Below are 22,635 nucleotides of genomic sequence, written 5' to 3'. Positions count from 1 at the left end.
GTGCGCCCGCTGAACCTGCGCGACGGCCAGGTCGAGATGGCCCACGGCGCCGGTGGCCGCGCCTCGGCGCAACTGATCGAGGAACTCTTCCTGCGTGCCTTCGACAACCCCTGGCTGCGCCAGGGCAACGATGGCGCCACACTGCCGGCCCCCGGGCCCGGCGAGCGCCTGGTGATGGCTACCGATGCGCACGTGATCTCGCCGCTGTTCTTCCCCGGCGGCGACATCGGCAGCCTGGCCGTGCACGGCACCCTGAACGACGTTGCCGTCTGTGGCGCCCGGCCTCTGTACCTGGCCGCCAGTTTCATTCTCGAAGAAGGCTTCGCCCTGGCCGCGCTCAAGCGCATCGCCGACTCCATGGGCCGCGCCGCCCGCGAGGCCGGGGTGGCCATCGTCACCGGCGACACCAAGGTGGTCGAGCGCGGCAAGGGCGATGGCGTGTTCATCAGCACCACCGGGGTCGGTGCGCTCGCCGCCGGCATCGACACCGGCGGCCATCGCGCCCGCCCTGGCGACGTCATCCTGGTGTCCGGCAGCATCGGCGAGCACGGCGTGGCCATCCTCTCGCAACGCGAATCGCTGGAATTCGAAACAAAGATCGCGTCCGACAGCGCCGCCCTGCACGGTCTGGTCGCCGAACTGCTGGCCGTGGCACCGGGTCTGCGCGTACTGCGCGACCCGACCCGCGGCGGGCTGGCCACCACACTCAACGAGATCGCCGGACAGTCCGGCGTAGGCATGCTCCTCGACGAGGCCGCCATTCCGGTGCTGCCCCAGGTCGAGGCCGCCTGCGAGCTGCTCGGGCTCGACCCGCTGTACGTGGCCAACGAAGGCAAGCTGGTGATCATCTGCGCCGAGCCGGACGCCCGGGCCCTGCTCCAGACCCTGCACGCCCACCCGCTGGGCACCCGTGCCGCGCGCATCGGCCAGGTGGTCGAGGACAGCCACGGCTTCGTGCAGATGCACACCCGCTTCGGCGGGCGGCGCATCGTCGACTGGCTGGCCGGCGAACAACTGCCGCGCATCTGCTGACCCAGCCACAATTCGCGGGCTCTGGTATTCGAAAACAGCGGGCGTACGCCCAAGGGCGATACCTCCCCATCTGAAATGTATCCCCCCAGAACCCCCGACGCGCGAACCGTCCCATCGGTCGGCCGAGTGCAGGTAGCACGCAGAGGGGCGAGCGGCAGGAATGCCACGAGAGCGTTAAGATTCTATGCCAACGCTGCCTCCGGTTCGGGGCGTCGATAGGCTGTTTGCGTCTGCATCAGGGCAAAGGCAATACGGGCTTATTTGCGGGCGAGAATGGTCAGCGCCTCAGTCTTTTTCAGGCCGCGCGCCAGGTAGCTTTGATAGATCGATTGCCAGCGCTGCGTGCGGGCTGCGGACATGGCGATGCTGTGCAATAACCGGCGGATTTCCGGGTCTCCCTGCCTGGTCAGCTTGCGCCGGCCACTGTAGCGACCCGATTCCTTCAGGTGCACATCCAGACCTATGAAGGCGATGAACGCATCGCTGTTGCGGAAGCTCCCGCGCAGGAATGCCATGCTCAAGGCGGCTGCGGTCAGCGGCCCGATACCCTCGACTTTCTGGCAGCGCTTGCTCTGGGCTGTCAGTCCGGCTTCGTCCAGCGTTGACTGGATCGCGTCTTCCAGCCTCCTCTCCAGGGTGGCCATGCGCTTGAGCACGGGTTTCAACTCGCTGGCCAGCTCTCGGTCCTGAGAGAAGCTTTGGCGCAGAGAGGTCGCACTACGAACGACGACGGCACGCCGATGCAACATGGCCTGCAGCCGGCTGTATACCTTGCTCGGCGGCTGCCAGGGACCCAATTGCGCCTGCTCGTGGGCCAGATAGCGGGCCAGCAGCTGAGCATCGCTGCGATCATCCTTGTTTCGACCACCAATTCCCTGGCGGTAATTGCTCAGGCGATAACCATTGATGACGTAGATCCGATGGCCCCGTGCATGGGTCAGAGTCGCGACCAGGACATGGTAGATCACCGTCGCTTCGATCGCGATCGAACAGCCAGAAGGCAGGGTCTTGAGCCAGTTCCTGATTGAACACGACTCGTTGGGCAGCTCGAACACTTCGCCCGCAGGGGCACCACAGATGCTCAGCGACTCCTTGGCCACATCAATTCCAATCACCGCAGTTTGGCTTGTCATAGAGCTCTCCGACGCTGAAGATGGAGCGACCTGTCGGGGGCTCACATAGCGCAGGCTTACCGGTATTGTCGGTTTGAGCGGCTACTCAACCGAAGGATTCCTTATCGGCGCTTGTGGTGAGCGCGTGGGCGGGGGAAGTCTCCTACCGTCTGTCTGGCTTGCAGAAGAGGGCCTTGTCCCTCCACCCTCGACAGGTTCCTACCCTAACGCCATACAAGTGGGCCATGCCCACGATCTTTTCCCCCGCGCAACTCGTTGCCACTGCGACGTGGAGACTGGGATACTTGCCAAGGCTGGTCAGGTGAGATGAGAATGTGACGCAATTGATAGTAATTCGCCACAATCATGCCCGACTCCTCCACGTCCCGCGACACCTTCCAGCAGCTCTATGCCGACAACCACCGCTGGCTGCATGGTTGGCTGTGGCGGCGGCTGGGCTGCCATGCCGATGCCGCCGACCTCACCCAGGACACCTTCCTGCGTACCTGGACAGCCCCGCAACGTGATGCCCTGCAAGAGCCCCGGGCCTTTCTCTGCCTGGTGGCCAAGCGGTTGCTGTGCTCCTTCTGGCGGCGCAACGAGTTGGAGCGCGCCTACCTCGATGCCCTGGCCGGCCTGCCGGAAGTCGTATCGCCGTCGGAAGAAGACCTGGCTGTTCTGCGCGAGGCCATCGCGGCGGTTGACCACATGCTCGACGGCCTGCCGGAAAAGGTCCGCCATGCCTTCCTGCTCAATCGCCTGGAAGGCCTCACCCACCCGGAGATCGCCGAGCGTCTGGGCGTGTCGGTGGCGACCATCGAACGCTGGATACGCCGCGCGGTGACCCAGTGCTACCTGGCCAGCCTCGGCGGGCAGCCATGAGCCAGGCAGCCGCAGGACGGTTGCCCGAGGCGATCAAGGCGGCCATCGACTGGCTGGTGCTGCTCGACTCCGGTACGGCCCAGCCGGCTGACCGTGGCGCATTCGAAGCCTGGCTGGCGAGCAGTGCCGAACACCGCCAGGCCTGGGCCTCGGTCACCGGCGCGCTGGCCCAGCCGCTGGACAGGCTGGCCGATGCGCACCGGCAGATACCCGGCAGCGAGCAGGTCGCTACCGGCGTGCTGCGCCAGTCCGGCGTGTCGCTGGAGCGTCGCCGGTTGCTGCGCGGCGGTACAGCGCTGCTGCTGCTCGCCGGGCTGCCCGGCGTGCTGACGCTGCAACGGCGCATGCCGCTGGAGGGATTGATCCGCGACTACTACAGCGGCACTGCCGAGCGTCGGCGCATTACCCTGGCCGACGGCAGCCTCCTCACGCTCAATGCGCGGACCACGGTCGACGTGGACATCAGCGCAACGCAGCGCCAGGTGCGCCTGCATCAGGGCGAGTTGTGCATCGAGGTGGCGGACGACCCACGCCGGGCCTTCGTCGTGCAGTGCGCCGAAGGCCGCGTCAGCAGCCATGCCGGCACCTTCGTGGTGGCGCAGGAGGCGGGGCACGCCTGGGTCAGCGTGATGCGCGGCAGCGCGCAGGTGAGCACGCTCTCGGGGCAGTCCGGGCAACTGCAGAGTGGCCAGACGCTGCGCTTCGATGCCTTGCGCCTTGACCCGAAGGGTACGTCGTCCCGGCGCCTGGATGCCTGGCTGCAAGGCCGTGTGGATGTGCAGGACGAAGCCCTGGGCTATGTGGTCGATGCCTTGCGCCCGTATCGCTACGGCCTGCTGCGGATCACCCCGCAGGCCGCGGCATTGCGGGTGTTCGGCGTGTTCCCGCTGGATGACACCGAGCGCGCCCTGCAATCCCTGGCGCAGGTGTTGCCGATCCGTGTCGATCACTATGGCCCGCTGACCCTCATCGACCTGGCCTGAAACCGTGGCTGAACAGCGGGGCTGAAAAAAGTTGTGATCGCGTGAGGGGATTTTTCCGCTCGTTCGACAAAGGAGGAAATTTTTCTCCGAACCTCAAGGAACGACCGCCTCATGCGCACCTCACTTCGCCCCTCGATGCCGCTGGCCTTGGCCATCGCCCTGGCCATGCCCGGCGCGTTCGCCGAACCGGCCTCGCAGCACTACCAGTTGCCGGCCCAGCCCCTGGACCAGGCCCTGCGCGAAATCGCCCGGCAGAGTGGGCGCAGCATCGTCGCCGACCCGGCGCTGGTACGCGGCCGTGCCAGCCATGCGGTAGACGGTGACTTCGACGCCGAAGCCGCGGCGCGCCGGGCCTTGCAGGGCAGTGGCCTGCAACTGCGCACCACCGAGAACGGCACGCTGACCGTCGAGCGCACGCCCGAGGGCGACACGCTGGAGCTGGGCGCCACCACGGTGAACGCGGCGGCGCTGGGCGAAACCACCGAGGGCACCGGCTCGTACACCACCGGCGCGCTGACCATCGGCAAGGGCGCGCATACGCTCAAGGAAACCCCCCAGTCGGTGACGGTGATCACCCGCAAACTGATGGATGACCAGAACCTCAACACCATCGATCAGGTGATGGAGAAGACCCCGGGTATCACCGTGTCCGGCTCGCCCATGGCCGGGCAGTATTTCTACTCGCGTGGTTTCAAGATGGATGCGCCGTACCAGTACGACGGCGTCCCGCTGGATATCGGCAGCAGCTACGTACAAGCCAACAGCTTCGGCGCTGACATGACCGTCTACGACCGCGTGGAGATTCTGCGGGGTGCCTCGGGGATGATGAAGGGCGCCGGTACGCCCACTGGTGCGGTGAACCTGGTGCGCAAGCGTGGCCAGGCTACGCCGACGGCGTCGGTCACCCTGCAGGGCGGCTCCTGGGACAACTATCGTGGCCAGGTCGATGTCGGTGGCCCGCTGAACGCGGATGGCACCCTGCGTGGCCGGGCTGTGGTGGCTAAGCAGGACCGCCAGTATTTCTACGACATCGCCAAGCGCGGCGACGATATCGCCTACGCTGCGCTGGACTATGACTTCACGCCCGATACTACCGCCGGTATCGGCTTTGCCTACGAACGTGTCGATGCCACTCCCTGCTGGGGCGGCCTGCCTCGCTACGCCGATGGTAGCGACCTGAAACTCAGCCGTTCCACGTGCCTGGGCGCGAGTTGGAACACCTGGGACAGCAAGCGCAACACCGTCTGGGCCGATATCAGCCAGCGGCTCAACGATGATTGGCGCGCCAAGCTCTCCGCCATCTACACGCACAACACCCAGGATATGAAGTACCTGCAGGGCGCGGTGTTCAGCACCGTAGCCGTGGGAAGCGACAATGGCGCTCTGACCCCGCTTGCCGGGCTCTTCGACTATGACCAGACCGACTACGGCTTCGATGGCTTCCTCGATGGCAAATTCCGCGCCTTCGGCCTGGAGCATGAGCTGACCCTTGGCGCCAATACCAGTCGCTCGCGCAGCAATGACGTGTGGGCACTGGAGCGTCTGACCGGTACCACCATCGATGCCTTCGACCCCGGCAAAGTGGCTGAGCCGTCCGACAGTGAGATTATCGCCAACTCCTATCGTGGTGGCTGGCCCTACCCGAGCAAGACCGATATCAAGCAGACCGGTGCGTATGCCAACCTGCGGCTGAAGCTCGCCGAGCCGCTCACCCTGGTGCTGGGCAGCCGGGTGAGCTGGTACGACTACTACAACGACAACAAGTCCTATGGCAGCGTCAGCACCTCGCGCATGACCGAGACTGGCCAGGTCACTCCCTTCGCTGCGCTGCTCTATGACATCGACCCGCATCTGACTGTCTACGCCAGCTATGCCGATGTGTTCCAGCCGCAGTCCTATGTCGATGCCGATGGCAAGCCACTTCCGCCCAAAACGGGAAAGAACTACGAACTGGGGATCAAGGGCGAATGGTTCGATGGCGCGCTTAACGGCACCGCCAACCTGTTCCAGGCTTACCAGGAACATGCGGCCGGCGCGCTGGACAGTTCATGCAACTGCTCTTACGACACGGGCAAGGTCCGTGCCCAGGGGGTCGAGCTGGAAATGAGTGGCTCGCCGATCGAGCGTCTGCAGGTACTGGCCGGCTACACCTACACCCAGACCAAGACCTTGAGTGCCGTGCGTAACGTTAACGTCGCCGCTTCCGATGGCGACACCTACAACACCCTGGTGCCCCGCCACCTGCTGCGGGTGTGGGGCGATTACGAGCTGGCCGGTGCACTGCGCGATTTTAGCGTCGGTGGTGGGGTGACTGCGCAGAGTGACATCTACCGGTTGTCCAACTCGGTGAAGAGTGCGCAGGCCGGCTATGCAATCTGGAGTGGTCGGATCCAGTACCACCTGGATGAGCACTGGAGCGTTGCCTTGAATGGCAACAACCTGTTCGACAAGAAGTACTACCAAACGATTGGCGACCGCCTGACCATGAACTACTACGGCGACCCGCGTAACTTCATGGTCACGCTCAAGGGCAGCTTCTGAGCGAACTGCCCGCCACCCGATGCAAGGACCGCACGATGTCGCCCACGCTCCGCCGCGCCAGCCCCGAAGATGCCCCCGCCATCAGTGCGGTGATCCTGCGCAGCCTGCGCCAGAGCACTGCGCAGGACTACCCGGCCTCGGTGATCGAGCGGGTGGCGCGCAGTTTCGACGTCGACGCCGTGCGCAGGCTGATCGCCCGCCGCGAGGTGTTCGTAGCCCTGGAAGATGGCCAGGCGGTCAGCACCGCCAGCCTCGACCGTGCGGTGGTGCGCAGTGTATTCGTCGACCCCGCGTGGTAGGGGCATGCATCGGTGCCCGCTTGATGGCCGCCGTCGAAGAACGGGCGCGGGCGGTGGGCGTCGCCTGCCTCAAGGTACCTGCGTCACTCACCGCACAAGGGTTCTATACGCGCCTGGGCCATCGTGCTGCCGGACGTGGACGTTGACGAAGTGGCGCTGAAGCTGTTCATGGGCGCCTTCTTCAACAGCGGCCAGGTCTGCGTGGCGTGCAAGCGCCTGTACATCCACGAAAGCATCTACGAGCGCCCGCGCGACAAGCTGCACCAACTGGCGCAGACCCTGCCGATCGGCGACTGCATGCAGCCGGGCGTGCTGTTCGGGCCGATCCAGAACCTGCCGCAGTACCGCCGCGTGCTACAGTTGCGTGACGAGGCCCGCGACGCCGGCCTGGTGCTGCTCGAAGGCGCTGCGGTACCTGAGCGCGGCTACTTCATGCCGCTGACCCTGGTGGATAACCCGCCGGAAGATTCCCGCGTGGTGGTCGAGGAAGCCTTCGGCCCGATCCTGCCGCTGCTGCGCTTCAGCGACGTCGACGAGGTGATCGCCCGAGCCAACGCCAGCGACTACGGCCTGGCCGGTGCGGTGTGGAGCAAGGACGTGGCTCGCGCGGTGGAGATCGCCAAGCGCCTGGAGACCGGCACCGTGTGGATCAACCAGAACCTGGAGTCCTCGCCCATGGTGCCGCTGGGTGGCCACAAGCAGTCCGGCCTCGGCGTGGAGAACGGCGTCGCCGGCCTGATGGAGTTCACCCAGCCGAAATCCATCTTCATTCCCAAGTCCGCCTGACCCTTCCCCACGCGACAGCGAGTCCCCAGGCTCGCTGTCGCGCCCGCACTCTGGAGACAACCGCATGAACGACGCATCTGCAAAGGCGGGCGTGCCCCTGCACGTCGACCTGTTCGACCAACTCGCCCTGGTCACCGGTGCCGGCAGCGGTCTGGGGCGGCGCTTCGCTCGGGTACTGGCTGCGGCCGGCGCGCGGGTGATCCTCTGCGGCCGCCGCCGCGACCGCTTGCGGAAGTGGCTGAGGCGATTACCGCCAGCGGCGGTCAGGCCATGGTCGAAGTCCTCGACCTGCGCGACGCCGCCACGTTGCCGGTACGCATACGCGAGCTGACCCAGGCGTACGGCAGCATCGACATCCTGGTCAACAACGCCGGCATCGGGCAGAGCGGCACAGCCCTCGACATGGAGCTGGCGGCGATGGACGAGCTCTTCGCCACCAACCTGCGCGCGCCCTTCATCGTCGCCACCGAAGTGGCCCGGCACCTGATCGCCGCCGGACGACCGGGACGCATCGTCAACCTCCTCTCGGGCGGCGCCCTGCACTACAGCAGCGGCATGGGCGCGGCACTCTACTGTTCGCTCAAGGCCGCAGTGATCCGCATGAGCGAAGCGCTGGCGCTGGAGTGGGCGAATCACGGCATCAATGTCAACGCCATCGCGCCGGGGCTGTTCGAGACCGAGATGACCGAAGAGCACCTGGCGCGCTTCCGCGAGCACATGGTCGAGCGCCTGTCACGCAAGCGCGCCGGCTTGCCGGAACAACTGGACAGCACCCTGCTCTACTTGGTGTCGCCGGCCTCCGAGTTCGTCACCGGCATCTGCCAGCACGTCGACGACGCCCAGTACCCCCGCTGACACCATGGCTCCCCGCGCGAACCTCTTCGAGTCGCAACGGCTGCGTCTGCACTACGCCGAGTGGGGCGATAGCAAAGCCCGGCCACTGCTGCTCCTGCACGGCGGCCGCGACCACTGCCGCAACTGGGATTGGGTCGCGGAGCGGTTGTGCGCGGACTGGCGCATCATCGCCCCCGACCTGCGCGGTCACGGCGATAGCCAATGGTGCCCGTCGGGCACCTACACCTACGACGCCTACCTCTGGGATTTGTTGGCCCTGGTAGAACACCTGGGCATTACGATCACTGGGCACCGCGCTGTGCGTAAACGACGGCACAACCAAGAGCCACGGCCGCCTTTGCCTTAGTAAGCCACCTTGAGGCTGCCGGCGAGGACGGCCTGCCAAAACTCCCGTGTACGGCGAACGCCCAAATATATAGCAAGCAATATTATTGCTTGCTATATATTACCAATAAATCAAGGAGGAACACATGAGCACACTTCTACAGCACGACAGTCAACGCCATAGGCGGCCGCAGCGGCACCGTCAAGAGCACCGACGGCCTTCTGGATCTACCCCTGTCCCTGCCTGCCGCGCTTGGCGGCAAGGGCGGGGCGACCAATCCCGAACAACTGTTCGCGGCTGGCTATGCGGCCTGCTTCGGCAACGCCGTCATCCACATCACCCGCAACAAGGAGACGAAGGTCCGCGACAACGACATCGAAGTCGCGGCAACTGTCGGCATGGAGTCGAACGGCAGCGGCGGTTTCACGTTGACCGTGGCGCTCGACGTCACCATCGCCGGGGTCGACCAGGCGGCGGCCGAAGCAATCGTTGCCGAGGCGCACAAGGTCTGCCCGTATTCCAATGCGACCCGTGACAACATCGACGTGGCCCTGTTGGTGAAAACGCGATGACGCCATCGGCGCGCGGGCCGGGGCCCGTGCGACACCCAGCCCACCCCAAACGTCAAGGAGTTTCTTGATCATGAGCCTGCTTAAAACTGCGTTGTTCGTTCGTCTGGAGGCTCGGCCCGGAAAAGAGCAGGAGGTCGAGGCGTTCCTGGAGGCGGGCTTGACGCTCGTGCTCGATGAGCCAGCCACCGCCGCATGGTTCGGCCTGCGCCTCGGTCCCAGCACCTTCGCCATTTTCGACGCCTTCCCCGATGAGGCCGGGCGTGAAGCGCATCTGGCGGGCAAGGTCGCCGCCGCCCTGCTCGCCAGGGCCGGAGAATTGCTGTCTGAGCCACCCAGCATCGAGAAGGCGCAGGTGCTTGCCAGCAAGTTGTCCGGGTGAGGCTGTGTTTGCGGAATTCTGTCCCGTCGGATTCTCTGGCACCGGGCTTCACCTTCGAAAAGGGCGAAAGAACCCAATGACCAATTTCTTTAGTCGACTGCATCTTCCGGCTGAGCGGCGGCGAAATCCCGCCATTGATTCTGCAATTGCAAAGCTGATCGTCAAGACGGCATCCAGCAAACCACAATGGAGTACAAAGGTATGAAAGCACTCGTCTACAAGGGGCCTGGTCAGAAGGCGTGGGAAGAAAAGGAAAAACCCGCTATAGAGAAGCCGACCGACGCCATCGTGCGGATCACCAACACCACGATCTGCGGCACCGACCTGCATATTCTCAAGGGTGACGTACCCGCCGTCACGCCGGGCCGGACGCTCGGCCACGAGGGCGTCGGCATTGTCGAGGAGACCGGCAGCGCCCTGCGCAACTTCAAGAAGGGCGACCGGGTGCTGATCTCCTGCGTCACCTCCTGCGGCTCGTGTCCGAACTGCAAGCGCCAGCTCTACTCCCATTGCGCAGATGGCGGCTGGATACTCGGCCATCTGATAGACGGCACCCAAGCCGAATATGTGCGCATTCCGCACGCCGACAACAGCCTTTACCCGGTGCCGGACGGCACGGACGAAGAGGCGCTTGTCATGCTGTCCGACATCCTGCCGACCGGCTTCGAGATCGGCGTCCTCGCGGGCCAGGTGAAGCCGGGCGATGTCGTCGCCATCGTTGGCGCCGGGCCTGTCGGCATGGCCACACTGCTGACGGCGCAGTTCTATTCGCCGGGGCGGCTTGTGATGCTGGACACCGATGCCAACCGGCTTGAAGTCGCAAGGAAATTCGGTGCCACTGACACGATCAACGTTGCCGATGGCAAGGCGGTCGAAACGCTCATGGAAATGACGGGCGGTGTCGGTGTCGACGTGGCGATCGAGGCGGTCGGCATTCCCACAACGTTCGATATCTGCCAGCAGACCATAGCCCCCGGCGGGCGCATCGCCAATGTCGGCGTTCATGGCAAGCCCGTCGAGCTGCACGTGGAGAAGCTCTGGCTTCAGAACATCACCATCGCCATGGGCCTTGTGAACACCAATACCACGCCCATGCTGCTGAAGACGCTTCAGGCCGGGGGCATCTCACCGGCCCAGCTCATCACCCATCGCTTCGCGCTGGACGACATTCTGAAGGCGTACGAGGTCTTCGGCGCAGCGGCGAAGGAGAAAGCCATGAAGGTGATCCTCAAGGCCGCGAAGTAAGGCACTGACAAGACGGAGCCTTGCCTGCCGGCAAGCGCTTCCAGGATATATGGCCAGCCACAACCTGGCTGGCAGTTAATGAATTTGATCAGGAGAAACACATGAGCACACTCTACAGCACGACAGTCAACGCCATAGGCGGCCGCAGCGGCACCGTCAAGAGCACCGACGGCCTTCTGGATCTACCCCTGTCCCTGCCTGCCGCGCTTGGCGGCAAGGGCGGGGCGACCAATCCCGAACAACTGTTCGCGGCTGGCTATGCGGCCTGCTTCGGCAACGCCGTCATCCACATCACCCGCAACAAGGAGACGAAGGTCCGCGACAACGACATCGAAGTCGCGGCAACTGTCGGCATGGAGTCGAACGGCAGCGGCGGCTTCACGTTGACCGTGGCGCTCGACGTCACCATCGCCGGGGTCGACCAGGCGGCGGCCGAAGCAATCGTTGCCGAGGCGCACAAGGTCTGTCCGTACTCCAATGCCACGCGCGGCAACATCGACGTGGCCCTGTCGGTGAAGACGCGATGACGGCATCCGAGCGGGGGCGCGACGAGGATCTGCTTCATCTCGATCGCCAGCTCTGCTTTCCCCTCTATGCGGCGACCAACCTGCTGCAGCGGCTCTACCGGCCGCTGTTGAAGCCCCTGGGCCTGACCTATTCCCAGTATCTGGTGATGCTGGTGCTGTGGGAGCGCGAGGAGGTTTCCGTGGGCGAGCTGGGCGGCTGCCTGCACCTCGACGTCGGCACGCTCAGCCCGCTGCTCAAACGGATGGAGGAAGCCGGGCTGATCGTCCGCAGGCGTGACGTCGCTGACGAGCGGCGCGTTTTCGCCGCCCCGACCGCGCATGGATGGGCGCTGTACGATGAGGTGCGGCGTATCCCCGAAGCGCTCGCCGAGCGCACCGGCCTGGTCGCAGAGGAGGGAGAGCAGTTGCGCGCCCAAGCCCAGGCGTTCGTTGTCAGGCTTGCCGGCGTGGTATAGCCAACGCTCTCGCCAAATCCGTTTGCAGCCGGCCCGGTGCCAGGAGCGACAAGAGACAACACACATTCGAGGTAATAGAAATGTCTTCCAACGAGACACGTGTCTCCAGACTTTTGAAGATCGAGCATCCGGTGATCCAGGCGCCGATGGTCTGGCTGACATCCGCCAACCTGGTTGCCGCAGTGTCGGAGGCCGGGGGCATGGGCGTGCTCGGTCCCAATGCCGGGCAGACCACCAAAACCACCGATCCCGGCGAGACGGCCGAGCGCTTGCGCAATGAAATCCGCAAGACGCGGCGCCTGACGGGCAAGCCCTTTGCGGTGAATTTCCTGCTGCCGATCGAGGGCGTGGACATCAGCTACCTCTATGCCGAACCGCTTTTGAAGGTCATTCTTGAAGAAAAGGTCAGGGTCGTGATCACGGTCGGCCAGGACATCGGCAAAGGCCTGGACTACATCCGCGCGTTCAAAGAGGCTGGTATCACCGTCGTCCATCGGGAGTTGTCGCCCACCGTCGAGAATGCCCTGCAAGCGCAGCAGGCGGGCGTAGACGCCTTTATCGTCACCGGCCACGAGGCGGGCGGGCATCTCAGCGCGCACCGGATCAGCACGCTGGTGCTGTTGCCGCAGATCACTGACGTACTGCGCATTCCCGTGATCGCAGCCGGCGGCATCTACAATGGAAAAACAGCGGCAGCGGCGCATGCTGCGGGCGCGGAAGGCATCTACGCCGGTACGCGCTTCATCATGACCGATGAATCACCAGCTGCGGCAGCGGCCAAGCAGGCGATTCTAGACGTGCGCTCACAAGACCTCATCGAAGCGGGCACGCCCGGTGCCATGGCTCGGATCATCGCACCGAAACCGGGGGCTGGCGCCACAGAATCCGACGGCATCGCGGCGACCAAAACCGGCATGCTCGATGGCGATCTGGACAACGGCATCGTCTGCGTCTCTGAATCCGCCGGCGGCATCGCCAGCATCGTTCCCGCCAGGGAGGTCGTGCTGGAGCTGGCCCGGCCGTTTCATGATGCGCCTGCGACGAACGGCCCGACCACGCTGGGGCACCTGGCGGAATGCGCCGGGTGACATGACTTTCCCACACCGAAGGAAAATGGCGATGACTGCTGCTCTTTTCACCATTCCGATTACCCGCATCGACGGCGCACAGACTTCGCTGGCCGACTATGCCGGCCAGGTGCTGTTGGTCGTCAACACCGCATCCCAATGCGGCCTCACACCGCAATATGAAGGTCTGGAGGCGCTCCATTCCCGGTATCGCGAACAGGGCTTCGCGGTGCTTGGCTTCCCGGCCAATGATTTCGCCGGGCAGGAACCCGGCGACGATGCCGAAATTCAGCGCTTCTGTTCGACGGCCTATGCAGTGGATTTCCCACTGTTTTCCAAGATTTCCGTCGCGGGTGAAGGCAAGCATCCGCTTTACGCCGCGTTGATCGAAGCCAGGCCCAGGGCGCAAGGCGGCGAAACGTTCCGCCAGTGGCTGGCGGGGCATGGCGTGACGCCCAATCCCGAGCCGGAAGTGGCGTGGAACTTCGAGAAGTTCCTGGTCGGCCGCGACGGCGCTGTCATCGCCCGCTTCGCGCCCGGTATCGAGCCGCAGGACGGCGCCATCATCGAAGCGATCGAAGCGGCACTGCCCGGACAACGCCCAAACACCTGATCGGGTGAGCGGATATGCCGGGGTGGAATGATCCGGCCCCGGTCGAACACGGATTCCAAAAGAGGGGACATGACATGAACAAACGCATATTGGGAAACTCCGGCCTGGAAGTGTCCGCGCTCGGGCTCGGCTGTATGGGTATGACCTGGGCCTACGGCGCACCCGGCGAGCGCGGCGACATGATCCGGCTACTGCGCGGAGCCGTCGATCTGGGCGTCACCTTCTTCGATACCGCCGAAGTCTACGGTCCGTTCACCAACGAAGAACTGGTCGGCGAGGCGCTCGCGCCGGTGCGCGACCAGGTGGTGATCGCCACCAAGTTCGGCTTCGCCATCGACCCGAACGGCGGTCCGTGGCCGCTCGGCACCGACAGCCGCCCGGAACACATCAAGGCCGTCGCCGATGCGGCGCTGAAGCGGCTGCGCACCGATCGCATCGACCTGTTCTACCAGCACCGCGTCGATCCGCAGGTGCCAATCGAAGACGTTGCCGGCGCCGTGGCCGATCTGGTGAAGGCGGGCAAGGTCAAGCATTTCGGCCTGTCCGAGGCCGGTGCGGCAACGATCCGCAAGGCCCATGCGGTCCACTCCGTGACCGCGCTGCAAAGCGAGTATTCGTTGTGGTCACGTGAACCGGAGCAGGAGATCCTGGCCCTGCTGGAAGAACTCGGCATTGGCTTCGTCGCCTACAGCCCACTCGGTCGCGGCTTTCTGACGGGAGCGTTCGGCGCCGATGCGGCCTTCAGCGACGATGACTTCCGGGGCGGCAATCCGCGCTTCCAGGCTGCGGCGCTGCGCAAGAATGTCGCTCTCGTCGATGCGCTGAAGGCAATCGCGCGGGAGAAGAACGTCACGCCGGGGCAACTCGCACTCGCTTGGCTGCTGGCGAAAAAGCCCTGGATCGTACCGATCCCCGGGACGCGCAAGCGCACCCGGCTCGAAGAAAACATGGCCGCCACCCGCGTATCCCTCAACGTGGCCGACATCGCGGCCATCGAAGCGGCTGTCGCGGCGCATCCGGTCGAGGGCACGCGCTATGACGACCAGGGGCTTGCCGCAGTGGACCTGTAGCAGTCACGAAAAATCCAGACTCCATCATCGTTCGGAAAGGATCTTGGCCATGTCCGCTTGCACCGGCTACGCCGCCGAAAACGCGACCTCGCCGCTGGCTCCCTTCTCGTTCTCACGCCGCGAACCTGGGCCCACGGATGTCGCCATCGACATCCTCTATTGCAGCGTGTGCCACTCCGATCTGCAAACCGCCCGCGGCGGATGGGGTGGCACGCTGTATCCCAGTGTTCCCGGCCACGAAATCGTCGGGCGCCTTTCGGCCGTCGGAGCGAAGGTCGCGCACTTCAAGGTGGGCGACATAGTGGCGGTCAGCTGCATGGTAGATTCCTGCTGCACCTGCCCGAGCTACCGCGAGGGGCTGGAGCAGTATTGCGAGCAAGGCATGGTCGCCACCTACAACAGCGTCGATCCCATCCTCGGCGGCCCTGCCTTCGGTGGCTACTCCAGCCATTTCGTCGTGACGGAAAGCTTCGTGCTGCGCCTGACCGCCGGCGCGCCGCTGCTGTGCGCCGGCATCACTACCTAGTCGCGGCTGCGCCACTGGGGCGCGGGGCCAGGCAAGCGGGTCGGCGGCGTCGGCCTGGGGGCTTGGCCACAGGCCGTCAAGCTCGCCCGGGCGCTCGGCGCGCATGTCATACTGTCCACCACGTCCGCATCCAAGATGCAGGACGGCAAGCGCCTGGGCGCCGACGAGGTCGTACTGTCCAGCGACGCGCAAGCGATGGCCGCGCACGGCTCGACGCTTGATCTCATCATCGACGCCGTCTCCGCCCCGCACTACATCAATCCTTATCTCGACCTGCTCAAGCAGGACGGAACTCTGCTGCAGGCAATCCAGCCATTTGGCGATGGCGGCTTCGCGCTGGTCGCCCGCGTCTGGCGAGAGCCAGGATGCCAGCGCCGCCGCGACAATGGACGATTTGGACACGCCTAGTTCATCGAGGCGCTTGGCGTGCTCGTGATGGAGAGCGATCTTCTACTCGGTGGCGATGGGTGTGAGCGGTTGCGGTTCCCTGCTGTTCGGCCGTCTTTTCGACCGCTACGGCTTCAAGGTGCTGGTCGGCCTGACGCTGGCAAGTAGCGTCTTTGCACCGCTGACGTTGCTTGGCGGGTTCTGGTGCGCACTTTTCGGCGCGGCGATTTGGGGGGTGGGCATGGGGGTGCACGAATCCATCATCCCCGCCGCGGTTGCTCCTATGGTGCCCAGCACTCGCCGCGCCTCCGCCTTTGGTCAATTCACCGCCGGCTACGGTATCGCTTGGTTCGCCGGTAGCAGCCTAATTGGTGTCCTTTACGATCACTCCGTAATGGCAACCGTAGCATTCTGCGTACTTAGTCAGTTGGCAGCCGTTCCAATCCTCTGGTACGTCGGCCTGCGGGTCGGAAATCTAGCGGAAGGCGGCGACAGTTGCTCGCCACCGGCCCCTCCGTAGATAAGCCGCTTAACGTCCAGTACCACCAGACATCCGAGCCAACACCCCAGTACCTGCGATCATTAGTATGGCCGCCAGCAGAAAAGCGAGCACGGGCGAGACTGCAGTCCATAGGAGACCAACAGTAGCGCTCGAGATGAACTTTGCGGTGCCGTTCACCGTGCCAAGCGCACCGTAACTCAGAGCCAGCGTCTCCTGCTGCACCATGTCCGCGGTTACAGTGGACTCCAGGGCCTCCTGCACGGACACATACAGGCCCGCGACGGTGAAGAGCAGTACCAGCATCGGCACGCTGTCCAACCTCAGCCAGAAAGCCAGTGCGGCCAGTAGAGCCGTCAGGCTACCCAAGGCATAACCCGCGACAAGCACCGGCAGCGAGCCCAGGCGATCCGCCAGTATGCCGATGGGGTAGGACGTCAGGACCTGGACCAGGTTGCGCCAGACATACAGCAGACCAGCAACCTGCGCCGCTTGCACCACTCCCAGGGTTCCGCTGAGCAGTTGCGTGGCCGCAAGTATGAGCAAGCTGTGGCTGAAATCACCGATACCGAATAGCCCGACGGCTCCCAGGTAGCGCTTGAAACGCAGAGGCAGGCCTTTGAGGGTCTGGAAGAACTTCAACTCGGGGTTCGCGGAGTGCTGCGGGTCCTTGACCAGGGTCAGGAACGCCAATACGGCGAGGACGCCGGGGATGACGCTCAACCAGAGCACCAGCCGGAAAGGCCCTGTCGCATCGTCCCAGGGTAGCTGTTGAGCCCACCCCAGTAGGGCGACACCAAGCAACGGGCCAATGACGGCCCCCAACGTGTCCATCGCCCGGTGGAAACCGAATGCACGCCCCCGGGTATCGGCAGTCACCGCCTGGATCACGATAGCATCGCGCAATGGGCCTCGCAGTCCTTTGCCGAACCAGGAAACCAGCCGGCCGGCAAGAAGCAGCGGCCAACCCAACGCCAGTGCTAGCAGGACCTGGCCGGCCGGCGTCAGGCCGTAGCCGATCAGGACCAGCAGTTTGCGATGCCCCAGTTTGTCAGCGATGTAGCCGGAGAACATTTTCGTGTAAGCGGCCAGGGCGTCTGCGATCCCTTCGATGGTGCCCAGTGCCGCGGCGGGTATTCCCAGTACCGCAAGGAACCCAGGAAGAATCACGGTTGTGGTCTCGTAGCAAAAATCGCCCAGGGCACTGGTCAATCCCGCTCCCGCGACTGTTCTGTTGAGCCAAGTTGATCGGCCTGTACTGCTTTGGGAGCTATCGCTTTTTTCCAAGGAACGTTCTTGATACTGGCTCATCATGCGATCTCGATAGTAAGGAGCTCGTAATCCCAACTGCTGCGCTAACGTCGGCGGAATCATGGTCAAATGTCGAAAGTCGCCAAGACCGGATAGTGATCCGAAGCACCGTCGGTGGCTGGGGTGCGAATCACCTCATAGCTGACAACCTTGCTGGCAAGGGCTGGCGTGGCCAGGACGTAGTCACACCGCATCTGCGCAAACTCGGAGTTGGTGTAGGCAGCGGTGGGTACCGTAGGTGTGGACTCAGGCTGCAGGAGACGACCTACATCGACCCAGCCAGCTGTTTCGAGCGTTGCGAGGACCGTCGTATCAGCATCACGGCCATTACTGGAGTAACGAATGCGGTGGTGCGCAGAGAGCAGATCGAACCCCTGCGGCTCCGGATCATGCGGTGATGCCGAGTTGAAGTCTCCCGCAAGTAGCCGGTACTCGCCGGGAATGGCCTGCACGGCCAGGTATGCGGCTTCCCGACGTCTGACATCCACGCCATTCGGGCACAAATGAACGCTCGTCAGGTGCAGGCTTTGCCCGCCCCCAGGCAATGCCACCCTGAGAGATGCAACGCTGTGATGAAAATTGAACGGATCGCTCTCGAAAGAGAGCGGCCTCAGAGGGTGTCGAATAAAGATCGCAAGATGCTGCCCAGTCCTCGGAGCTAGAGCCAAAAAGCCCCGCATCTGAAGCTGGCGCTCCATGTCATACAACGAGTCACCACCGCTTGCATCGAGTCCGCGGGCCTCCTGCATCAGGAAGATGTCAGGCTCCAGTTCTCGTACTAAGCCGATCTGCGCCACGGACCTACGTGTATCTGCGCCGTCGCGGCCGGCAAATAGGGTGTTGTATGTCAGCACTTTCAACAGCATGGAGCACCTCTTCAGGTCATCGATTTTCGTCCTGCGCCTCGAACACGCGCTGGGCGTAGGTATCCAGTAAGGTTTCGCAGTGCTGCAGGCGCTGCTCCGCTTCCACCAGGAGTGGCGCGCCGTAGAAGTCCAGCTTGCGGATCTTCTCCAGCCAGTTCTGCAGCTTTTTCAAATCGACGTCGTTCTCTTCCAACTCGGCGTAGGTGAAGTGGCAGGCCGCGGTCTCCTTGGCGATTTCCGCTTCGAAGTCATCACACTTATCGAGCAGCTCGCGGTACTCCTCGTCGCGGTCAGCCTTGAAGCGTGCTACCACTTTGTCTTCCTGCAGACGGTCCAAAGCGACGGTCTCCAAGATCACTGAGTCGCCTGCCATTGCCTCGATGTCGTGCTCTAGCATCTTCAACTGACGAACATGCTCATCAGTCTTTGGGAGCAGGCAGACGCCGTTTTGCAGATACACCGCCCCCATCCCTTTGAGCTTGCGCCACAGAGCAATGCGCTTCTTGGCGGGTTCCGATGGAACCTTATAGGTGAGGAGGAGCCAGTTCTGATTCGTCATAGTGTGCAATCCTAATGTTACGGTCGTTACATCTTAAAAGAATCAAAATTCATAAGCATATGGTTACAGCTATTGATTTGGATGAAAACGAGGCGATTGCTCCGCCCACGCGTCCGCCTCGTTTCAGGTATGTCATCGCAAGGATGATTTCCCTGAAGTAGGTAGAAATGCTAATTTCTTCACAGGAGATGGCATTCCTCCTTTAACCGCCTTCGTGCTGATGATGCCTACGTGAACCCTGGACAGGGTGCGTAGGTGTGCGTCCTGTCCTTTCGTATAAGGATAGGAACGTGAACGCAATTCTCCGCCCAGCCCCCCTTTCCCCGTCGGGGACATCTGTTTTCGCCTGGTCACCGCTCCGCCATGGAGTCTGGCCAGCGTGCTGAAATCCATTATCGCTATTGCCGGCGGCGCCGCCCTTGGAGCCCTGCTGCGTTGGTTCCTTGGATTGCAGCTCAATGCGCTGTTCCCCACCATTCCGCCGGGTACCTGGACCGCCAATCTCATCGGCGGATACATCATCGGCGTGGCCGTGGCCTTCTTCGCCGCCAACCCGGCGCTCAGCCCTGAATGGCGCCTGTTGATCATCACTGGGTTCTGCGGCGGCCTGACGACCTTCTCGACCTTTTCGGCGGAAACCATGGCGCTGCTCCAGTCCGGGCGCGTCAGTTGGGCAATGACCGCCATCGGCGTGCATGTCGCGGGCTCCCTTCTGGCTACGACCGCTGGACTCATGACCTACCCATTGCTCAGTGGACGCTGACGGAGGAGCAACGATGCAAGGCTATCTGGTGACTTTCTTCACCCAACAGAGCCGCCGCCATGGCGGCAAGCTGATCACCGACTGGATGGTCGATCTGGCTCGCAGCATGAAGCTCAAGGGCGCCACCCTGGTGCTGGGCGCCGAGGGCTACGGCCATGCCGGGCGGCTGCACTCGTACCATTTCTTCGAACTGGCCGACCAACCCGTCGAGATCTGTCTGGCGGTATCCGAGGAGGAGTGCCAGCAGTTGTTTGAGCGCTTGGAAGCCGAAGATCTCGCCCTGTTCTACGTGAAGACTCCCGTAGAAATGGGGACCGTGGGCAAACGCAAGGCCGAACGCGACACCCCCAGCACCTGACGCTTACGGAGACCCAAGACATGAGCTTCACTGACCTCCCTGCCGGCAAAGACGTCCCGGACGACATCTACGCCGTGATCGAGATCCCCGCAAACCACGCGCCCATTAAATATGAACTGGACAAGGCCAGCGGCCAGATGTTCGTCGACCGTTTTCTCAGTACGCCGATGTTCTACCCAGCCAACTACGGCTTCATTCCTTCCACCCTGAGCGAGGACGGCGACCCACTGGATATCCTGGTCATCACACCTTGCCCGGTTGCACCTGGCACCGTTCTGCGTTGCCGCCCGATTGGCGTGATGTACATGACCGACGAGGCAGGGCCCGACGCCAAGATCATCGCAGTGCCCCACGATAAGCTCAGCACCCTGTACACCAATGTGCGCGAATGCAGCGACCTGCGTGAACTGATGCTCCAGCAGATCCAGCACTTCTTCGAGAACTACAAGACTCTCGAGCCCGGCAAGTGGGTACGCATGGACCGCTGGGGCAGTCTCGACGATGCCCGCGAGGAAATCCGCAAGTCGGTGGCGGCCTATGGGGCGGCACATTGAGCGGAGGCATTTCCCAACCCAAGGCGACCTGGCTACCTGCACCCACTCGCCTCCTAGAAGCTGGCTGCTTGTCGCTCGGTCTGCTCGGCGGCTGGTTTTTTGCTCGATCGGCAACTGGCCTGGTCGGGCTAGTACCACTGAGCATGGGCCTGGTGATGCTGGTGAATCTCGTGCTCAACGACTGAGCACCATAAGACAAAAACAATCTAATTAGCTGACAGGACCCACCATGCCCGATTACCGCTCGAAAATCTCCACCCACGGTCGCAACATGGCCGGCGCCCGCGCCCTCTGGCGCGCCACCGGGATGAAGGACGAAGACTTCAAGAAGCCGATCATCGCCATCGCCAACTCCTTCACCCAGTTCGTGCCCGGCCACGTGCACCTGAAGGACCTGGGCCAACTGGTCGCCCGCGAGATCGAAAGACACGGCGGCGTGGCGAAGGAATTCAACACCATCGCCGTGGACGACGGCATCGCCATGGGCCATGACGGCATGCTCTATTCCCTGCCGTCGCGCGAGATCATCGCCGACTCCGTGGAGTACATGGTCAACGCCCACTGCGCCGACGCCATCGTCTGTATCTCCAATTGCGACAAGATCACCCCCGGCATGCTGATGGCCGCGCTGCGCCTGAACATCCCGGTGGTGTTCGTCTCCGGCGGACCGATGGAAGCCGGCAAGACCAAACTGGCCAGCCACGGCCTGGACTTGATCGACGCCATGGTGGTCGCCGCCGACGATTCCTGCTCCGACGAGAAGGTCGCCGAGTACGAGCGTAGTGCCTGTCCGACTTGCGGTTCCTGTTCTGGCATGTTCACCGCCAACTCGATGAACTGCCTGGTGGAGGCCTTGGGCCTGGCCCTGCCAGGAAACGGGACCACACTGGCCACCCACGCCGATCGCGAGCAGTTGTTCCTGCGCGCCGGCCGCCTGGCCGTCGAGCTGTGCCAGCGCTACTACGGCGAGGGCGATGCCTCAGTATTACCGCGCAGCATCGCCAATGTGCTCGCCTTCGAGAACGCCATGTCGCTGGACATCGCCATGGGTGGCTCGACCAACACCATCCTGCACCTGTTGGCCGCCGCCCAGGAAGGCGAGGTGCCCTTTGACCTGCGCGACATCGATCGCCTGTCGCGCAAGGTGCCGCAACTGTGCAAGGTGGCGCCGAACATCCAGAAGTACCATATGGAAGACGTGCACCGCGCCGGCGGCATCTTCTCTATCCTCGGCGAACTGGCCCGTGGCGGCCTGCTGCACACCGAGGTGCCGACCGTGCACAGCCCGAGCATGGCCGACGCCATCGCCGAGTGGGACATCACCCAGACCCGCGACGAGAAGGTCCATACATTCTTCAAGGCCGGCCCCGCGGGCATCCCGAGCCAGGTTGCCTTCAGCCAATCGACCCGCTGGGACACCCTGGACGATGATCGCGCCGAGGGTTGTATCCGCAGTTTCGAGCACGCCTACTCCCAGGAAGGCGGCTTGGCCATGCTGTACGGCAATATCGCCCTCGACGGCTGCGTGGTGAAAACCGCCGGCGTGGACGAGTCCCTGTATGTCTTCGAGGGCACGGCGAGAATCTTCGAAAGCCAGGACGCCGCGGTGAAAGGCATCCTCGCCGACGAAGTGAAGGCCGGCGACATCGTGATCATCCGCTACGAAGGCCCGAAAGGCGGCCCGGGCATGCAGGAAATGCTGTATCCCACCAGCTACCTGAAGTCCAAGGGCCTGGGCAAGCAGTGCGCCCTACTCACCGACGGCCGCTTCTCCGGCGGCACCTCAGGCCTGTCCATCGGCCACGCCTCGCCGGAAGCCGCCGCGGGCGGCGCCATCGGCCTGGTGAAGGACGGCGACAAGGTGCTGATCGACATCCCCAACCGCAGCATCAACCTGCTGGTGAGCGATGAAGAGCTGGCCGCCCGCCGTGTCGAGCAGGATAAGAAAGGCTGGAAGCCGGCCGCGCCGCGCGCGCGCAAGGTGACCACCGCGCTGAAGGCCTACGCCCTGCTGGCCACCAGCGCCGACAAGGGCGCCGTGCGCAACAAGGCGCTGCTGGAGGACTAAT

General features: G+C 63.6%; 25 protein-coding genes, 2 pseudogenes and 1 riboswitch. Of the genes and pseudogenes, 22 read left to right on the top strand and 5 right to left on the bottom strand.

Annotation, left to right across the window (positions count from 1 at the left end; translation table 11 throughout):
• Positions 1 to 1,032 carry a hydrogenase expression/formation protein HypE gene (gene hypE, locus FG99_RS09115; RefSeq protein WP_269465861.1) on the top strand — a complete coding sequence of 344 codons (1,032 nt, stop codon included), beginning with the start codon at positions 1 to 3 and terminating at the stop codon, positions 1,030 to 1,032.
• 257 nt (positions 1,033 to 1,289) lie between these two features.
• Here hypE and FG99_RS09110 read toward each other — a convergent pair whose 3' ends face one another.
• A complete protein-coding gene (locus tag FG99_RS09110; RefSeq protein WP_051878643.1) occupies positions 1,290 to 2,165 on the bottom strand; it encodes an IS110 family transposase in 876 nt (291 codons plus the stop codon).
• 345 nt (positions 2,166 to 2,510) lie between these two features.
• Here FG99_RS09110 and FG99_RS09105 point away from each other — a divergent pair, with 345 nt between their 5' ends.
• From FG99_RS09105 to FG99_RS31185, 16 genes and pseudogenes are all read left to right on the top strand, one after another.
• Positions 2,511 to 3,026, top strand: a complete 516-nt coding sequence (locus FG99_RS09105) for a sigma-70 family RNA polymerase sigma factor (protein ID WP_023105836.1) — start codon at positions 2,511 to 2,513, stop codon at positions 3,024 to 3,026.
• Positions 3,023 to 4,009: a FecR domain-containing protein gene (locus FG99_RS09100; protein WP_023105835.1), complete on the top strand. Its 987-nt coding sequence runs from the start codon at positions 3,023 to 3,025 to the stop codon at positions 4,007 to 4,009. The genes FG99_RS09105 and FG99_RS09100 overlap by 4 nt, the downstream gene beginning before the upstream one ends.
• 111 nt (positions 4,010 to 4,120) lie before the next feature.
• Complete coding sequence (locus tag FG99_RS09095) at positions 4,121 to 6,550, top strand: TonB-dependent siderophore receptor (protein ID WP_177330897.1); 2,430 nt, start codon at positions 4,121 to 4,123, stop codon at positions 6,548 to 6,550.
• 35 nt (positions 6,551 to 6,585) lie between these two features.
• A complete protein-coding gene (locus FG99_RS09090; RefSeq protein ID WP_023105833.1) occupies positions 6,586 to 6,849 on the top strand; it encodes a GNAT family N-acetyltransferase in 264 nt (87 codons plus the stop codon).
• 123 nt (positions 6,850 to 6,972) lie between these two features.
• The gene (locus tag FG99_RS09085) at positions 6,973 to 7,635 is read left to right on the top strand and encodes an aldehyde dehydrogenase family protein (RefSeq protein ID WP_256204841.1); all 663 of its coding nucleotides are present in this window, start codon (positions 6,973 to 6,975) and stop codon (positions 7,633 to 7,635) included.
• 234 nt (positions 7,636 to 7,869) lie between these two features.
• Entirely contained in the window at positions 7,870 to 8,490 is a 621-nt protein-coding gene (locus tag FG99_RS09080; protein WP_167543650.1) for an SDR family NAD(P)-dependent oxidoreductase, read from the top strand.
• Positions 8,491 to 8,494: 4 nt separating this feature from the next.
• A complete protein-coding gene (locus tag FG99_RS09075; RefSeq protein WP_034076308.1) occupies positions 8,495 to 8,836 on the top strand; it encodes an alpha/beta fold hydrolase in 342 nt (113 codons plus the stop codon).
• A 158-nt stretch (positions 8,837 to 8,994) separates the two neighbouring features.
• Positions 8,995 to 9,387 (top strand): Ohr family peroxiredoxin, encoded by a 393-nt coding sequence (locus tag FG99_RS09070; protein WP_043268944.1) that lies wholly within the window; start codon positions 8,995 to 8,997, stop codon positions 9,385 to 9,387.
• A gap of 76 nt (positions 9,388 to 9,463) precedes the next feature.
• Positions 9,464 to 9,766, top strand: coding sequence for a putative quinol monooxygenase (locus FG99_RS09065; protein ID WP_034076332.1), 303 nt, complete (start codon positions 9,464 to 9,466; stop codon positions 9,764 to 9,766).
• A gap of 201 nt (positions 9,767 to 9,967) precedes the next feature.
• Positions 9,968 to 11,011, top strand: coding sequence for a zinc-dependent alcohol dehydrogenase family protein (locus tag FG99_RS09060; protein ID WP_034076304.1), 1,044 nt, complete (start codon positions 9,968 to 9,970; stop codon positions 11,009 to 11,011).
• Positions 11,012 to 11,112: 101 nt separating this feature from the next.
• Positions 11,113 to 11,538, top strand: a complete 426-nt coding sequence (locus FG99_RS09055; RefSeq protein WP_043268942.1) for an organic hydroperoxide resistance protein — start codon at positions 11,113 to 11,115, stop codon at positions 11,536 to 11,538.
• The gene (locus FG99_RS09050; RefSeq protein ID WP_034076300.1) at positions 11,535 to 11,993 is read left to right on the top strand and encodes a MarR family winged helix-turn-helix transcriptional regulator; all 459 of its coding nucleotides are present in this window, start codon (positions 11,535 to 11,537) and stop codon (positions 11,991 to 11,993) included. The genes FG99_RS09055 and FG99_RS09050 overlap by 4 nt, the downstream gene beginning before the upstream one ends.
• A gap of 80 nt (positions 11,994 to 12,073) precedes the next feature.
• Positions 12,074 to 13,081, top strand: coding sequence for an NAD(P)H-dependent flavin oxidoreductase (locus tag FG99_RS09045; protein ID WP_051878640.1), 1,008 nt, complete (start codon positions 12,074 to 12,076; stop codon positions 13,079 to 13,081).
• 31 nt (positions 13,082 to 13,112) lie between these two features.
• On the top strand, positions 13,113 to 13,673 hold the full coding sequence (locus tag FG99_RS09040; RefSeq protein ID WP_034076298.1) for a glutathione peroxidase: 561 nt from the start codon (positions 13,113 to 13,115) through the stop codon (positions 13,671 to 13,673).
• A 74-nt stretch (positions 13,674 to 13,747) separates the two neighbouring features.
• Positions 13,748 to 14,743, top strand: coding sequence for an aldo/keto reductase (locus tag FG99_RS09035; protein ID WP_043268941.1), 996 nt, complete (start codon positions 13,748 to 13,750; stop codon positions 14,741 to 14,743).
• A 49-nt stretch (positions 14,744 to 14,792) separates the two neighbouring features.
• Positions 14,793 to 15,566, top strand: a pseudogene (locus FG99_RS31185) (NAD(P)-dependent alcohol dehydrogenase); the annotation flags it as partial.
• Here the strand turns inward: FG99_RS31185 and FG99_RS32790 are convergent.
• Positions 15,543 to 15,716: pseudogene (locus FG99_RS32790) on the bottom strand (CopG family transcriptional regulator); the annotation flags it as partial. The pseudogenes FG99_RS31185 and FG99_RS32790 sit on opposite strands and share 24 nt — an antisense overlap.
• A gap of 16 nt (positions 15,717 to 15,732) precedes the next feature.
• Here FG99_RS32790 and FG99_RS09025 point away from each other — a divergent pair.
• Positions 15,733 to 16,176, top strand: coding sequence for an MFS transporter (locus FG99_RS09025; protein ID WP_051878629.1), 444 nt, complete (start codon positions 15,733 to 15,735; stop codon positions 16,174 to 16,176).
• 9 nt (positions 16,177 to 16,185) lie between these two features.
• Here FG99_RS09025 and FG99_RS09020 read toward each other — a convergent pair whose 3' ends face one another.
• From FG99_RS09020 to FG99_RS09010, 3 genes are all read right to left on the bottom strand, one after another.
• A complete protein-coding gene (locus FG99_RS09020; protein ID WP_226046299.1) occupies positions 16,186 to 17,367 on the bottom strand; it encodes an MFS transporter in 1,182 nt (393 codons plus the stop codon).
• A gap of 164 nt (positions 17,368 to 17,531) precedes the next feature.
• Positions 17,532 to 18,332, bottom strand: coding sequence for an endonuclease/exonuclease/phosphatase family protein (locus FG99_RS09015; protein ID WP_051878626.1), 801 nt, complete (start codon positions 18,330 to 18,332; stop codon positions 17,532 to 17,534).
• A gap of 16 nt (positions 18,333 to 18,348) precedes the next feature.
• Positions 18,349 to 18,891 carry a Chromate resistance protein ChrB gene (locus FG99_RS09010; protein ID WP_043268939.1) on the bottom strand — a complete coding sequence of 181 codons (543 nt, stop codon included), beginning with the start codon at positions 18,889 to 18,891 and terminating at the stop codon, positions 18,349 to 18,351.
• A gap of 175 nt (positions 18,892 to 19,066) precedes the next feature.
• Positions 19,067 to 19,128: riboswitch (Fluoride riboswitch) on the top strand.
• A 142-nt stretch (positions 19,129 to 19,270) separates the two neighbouring features.
• Between FG99_RS09010 and crcB the strand changes: the two genes are divergently transcribed.
• The 4 genes from crcB to ilvD all read left to right on the top strand — a co-directional run bounded on the left by crcB (position 19,271) and on the right by ilvD (position 22,634).
• Entirely contained in the window at positions 19,271 to 19,654 is a 384-nt protein-coding gene (gene crcB, locus FG99_RS09005; RefSeq protein WP_034076290.1) for a fluoride efflux transporter CrcB, read from the top strand.
• Between the two features lie 13 nt (positions 19,655 to 19,667).
• A complete protein-coding gene (locus FG99_RS09000) occupies positions 19,668 to 20,012 on the top strand; it encodes a DUF190 domain-containing protein (protein ID WP_034076288.1) in 345 nt (114 codons plus the stop codon).
• A 20-nt stretch (positions 20,013 to 20,032) separates the two neighbouring features.
• Positions 20,033 to 20,566 (top strand): inorganic diphosphatase, encoded by a 534-nt coding sequence (gene ppa / locus FG99_RS08995; RefSeq protein WP_034076285.1) that lies wholly within the window; start codon positions 20,033 to 20,035, stop codon positions 20,564 to 20,566.
• A gap of 229 nt (positions 20,567 to 20,795) precedes the next feature.
• A complete protein-coding gene (gene ilvD, locus FG99_RS08990; protein ID WP_043268937.1) occupies positions 20,796 to 22,634 on the top strand; it encodes a dihydroxy-acid dehydratase in 1,839 nt (612 codons plus the stop codon).
• The last annotated feature ends 1 nt before the right edge of the window (position 22,635 follow it).

The sequence above is a fragment of the Pseudomonas sp. AAC genome (assembly GCF_000725445.1).
GTDB classification, from domain to species: domain Bacteria; phylum Pseudomonadota; class Gammaproteobacteria; order Pseudomonadales; family Pseudomonadaceae; genus Pseudomonas; species Pseudomonas citronellolis.
This window is presented reverse-complemented; position numbering and strand designations above follow the sequence as displayed.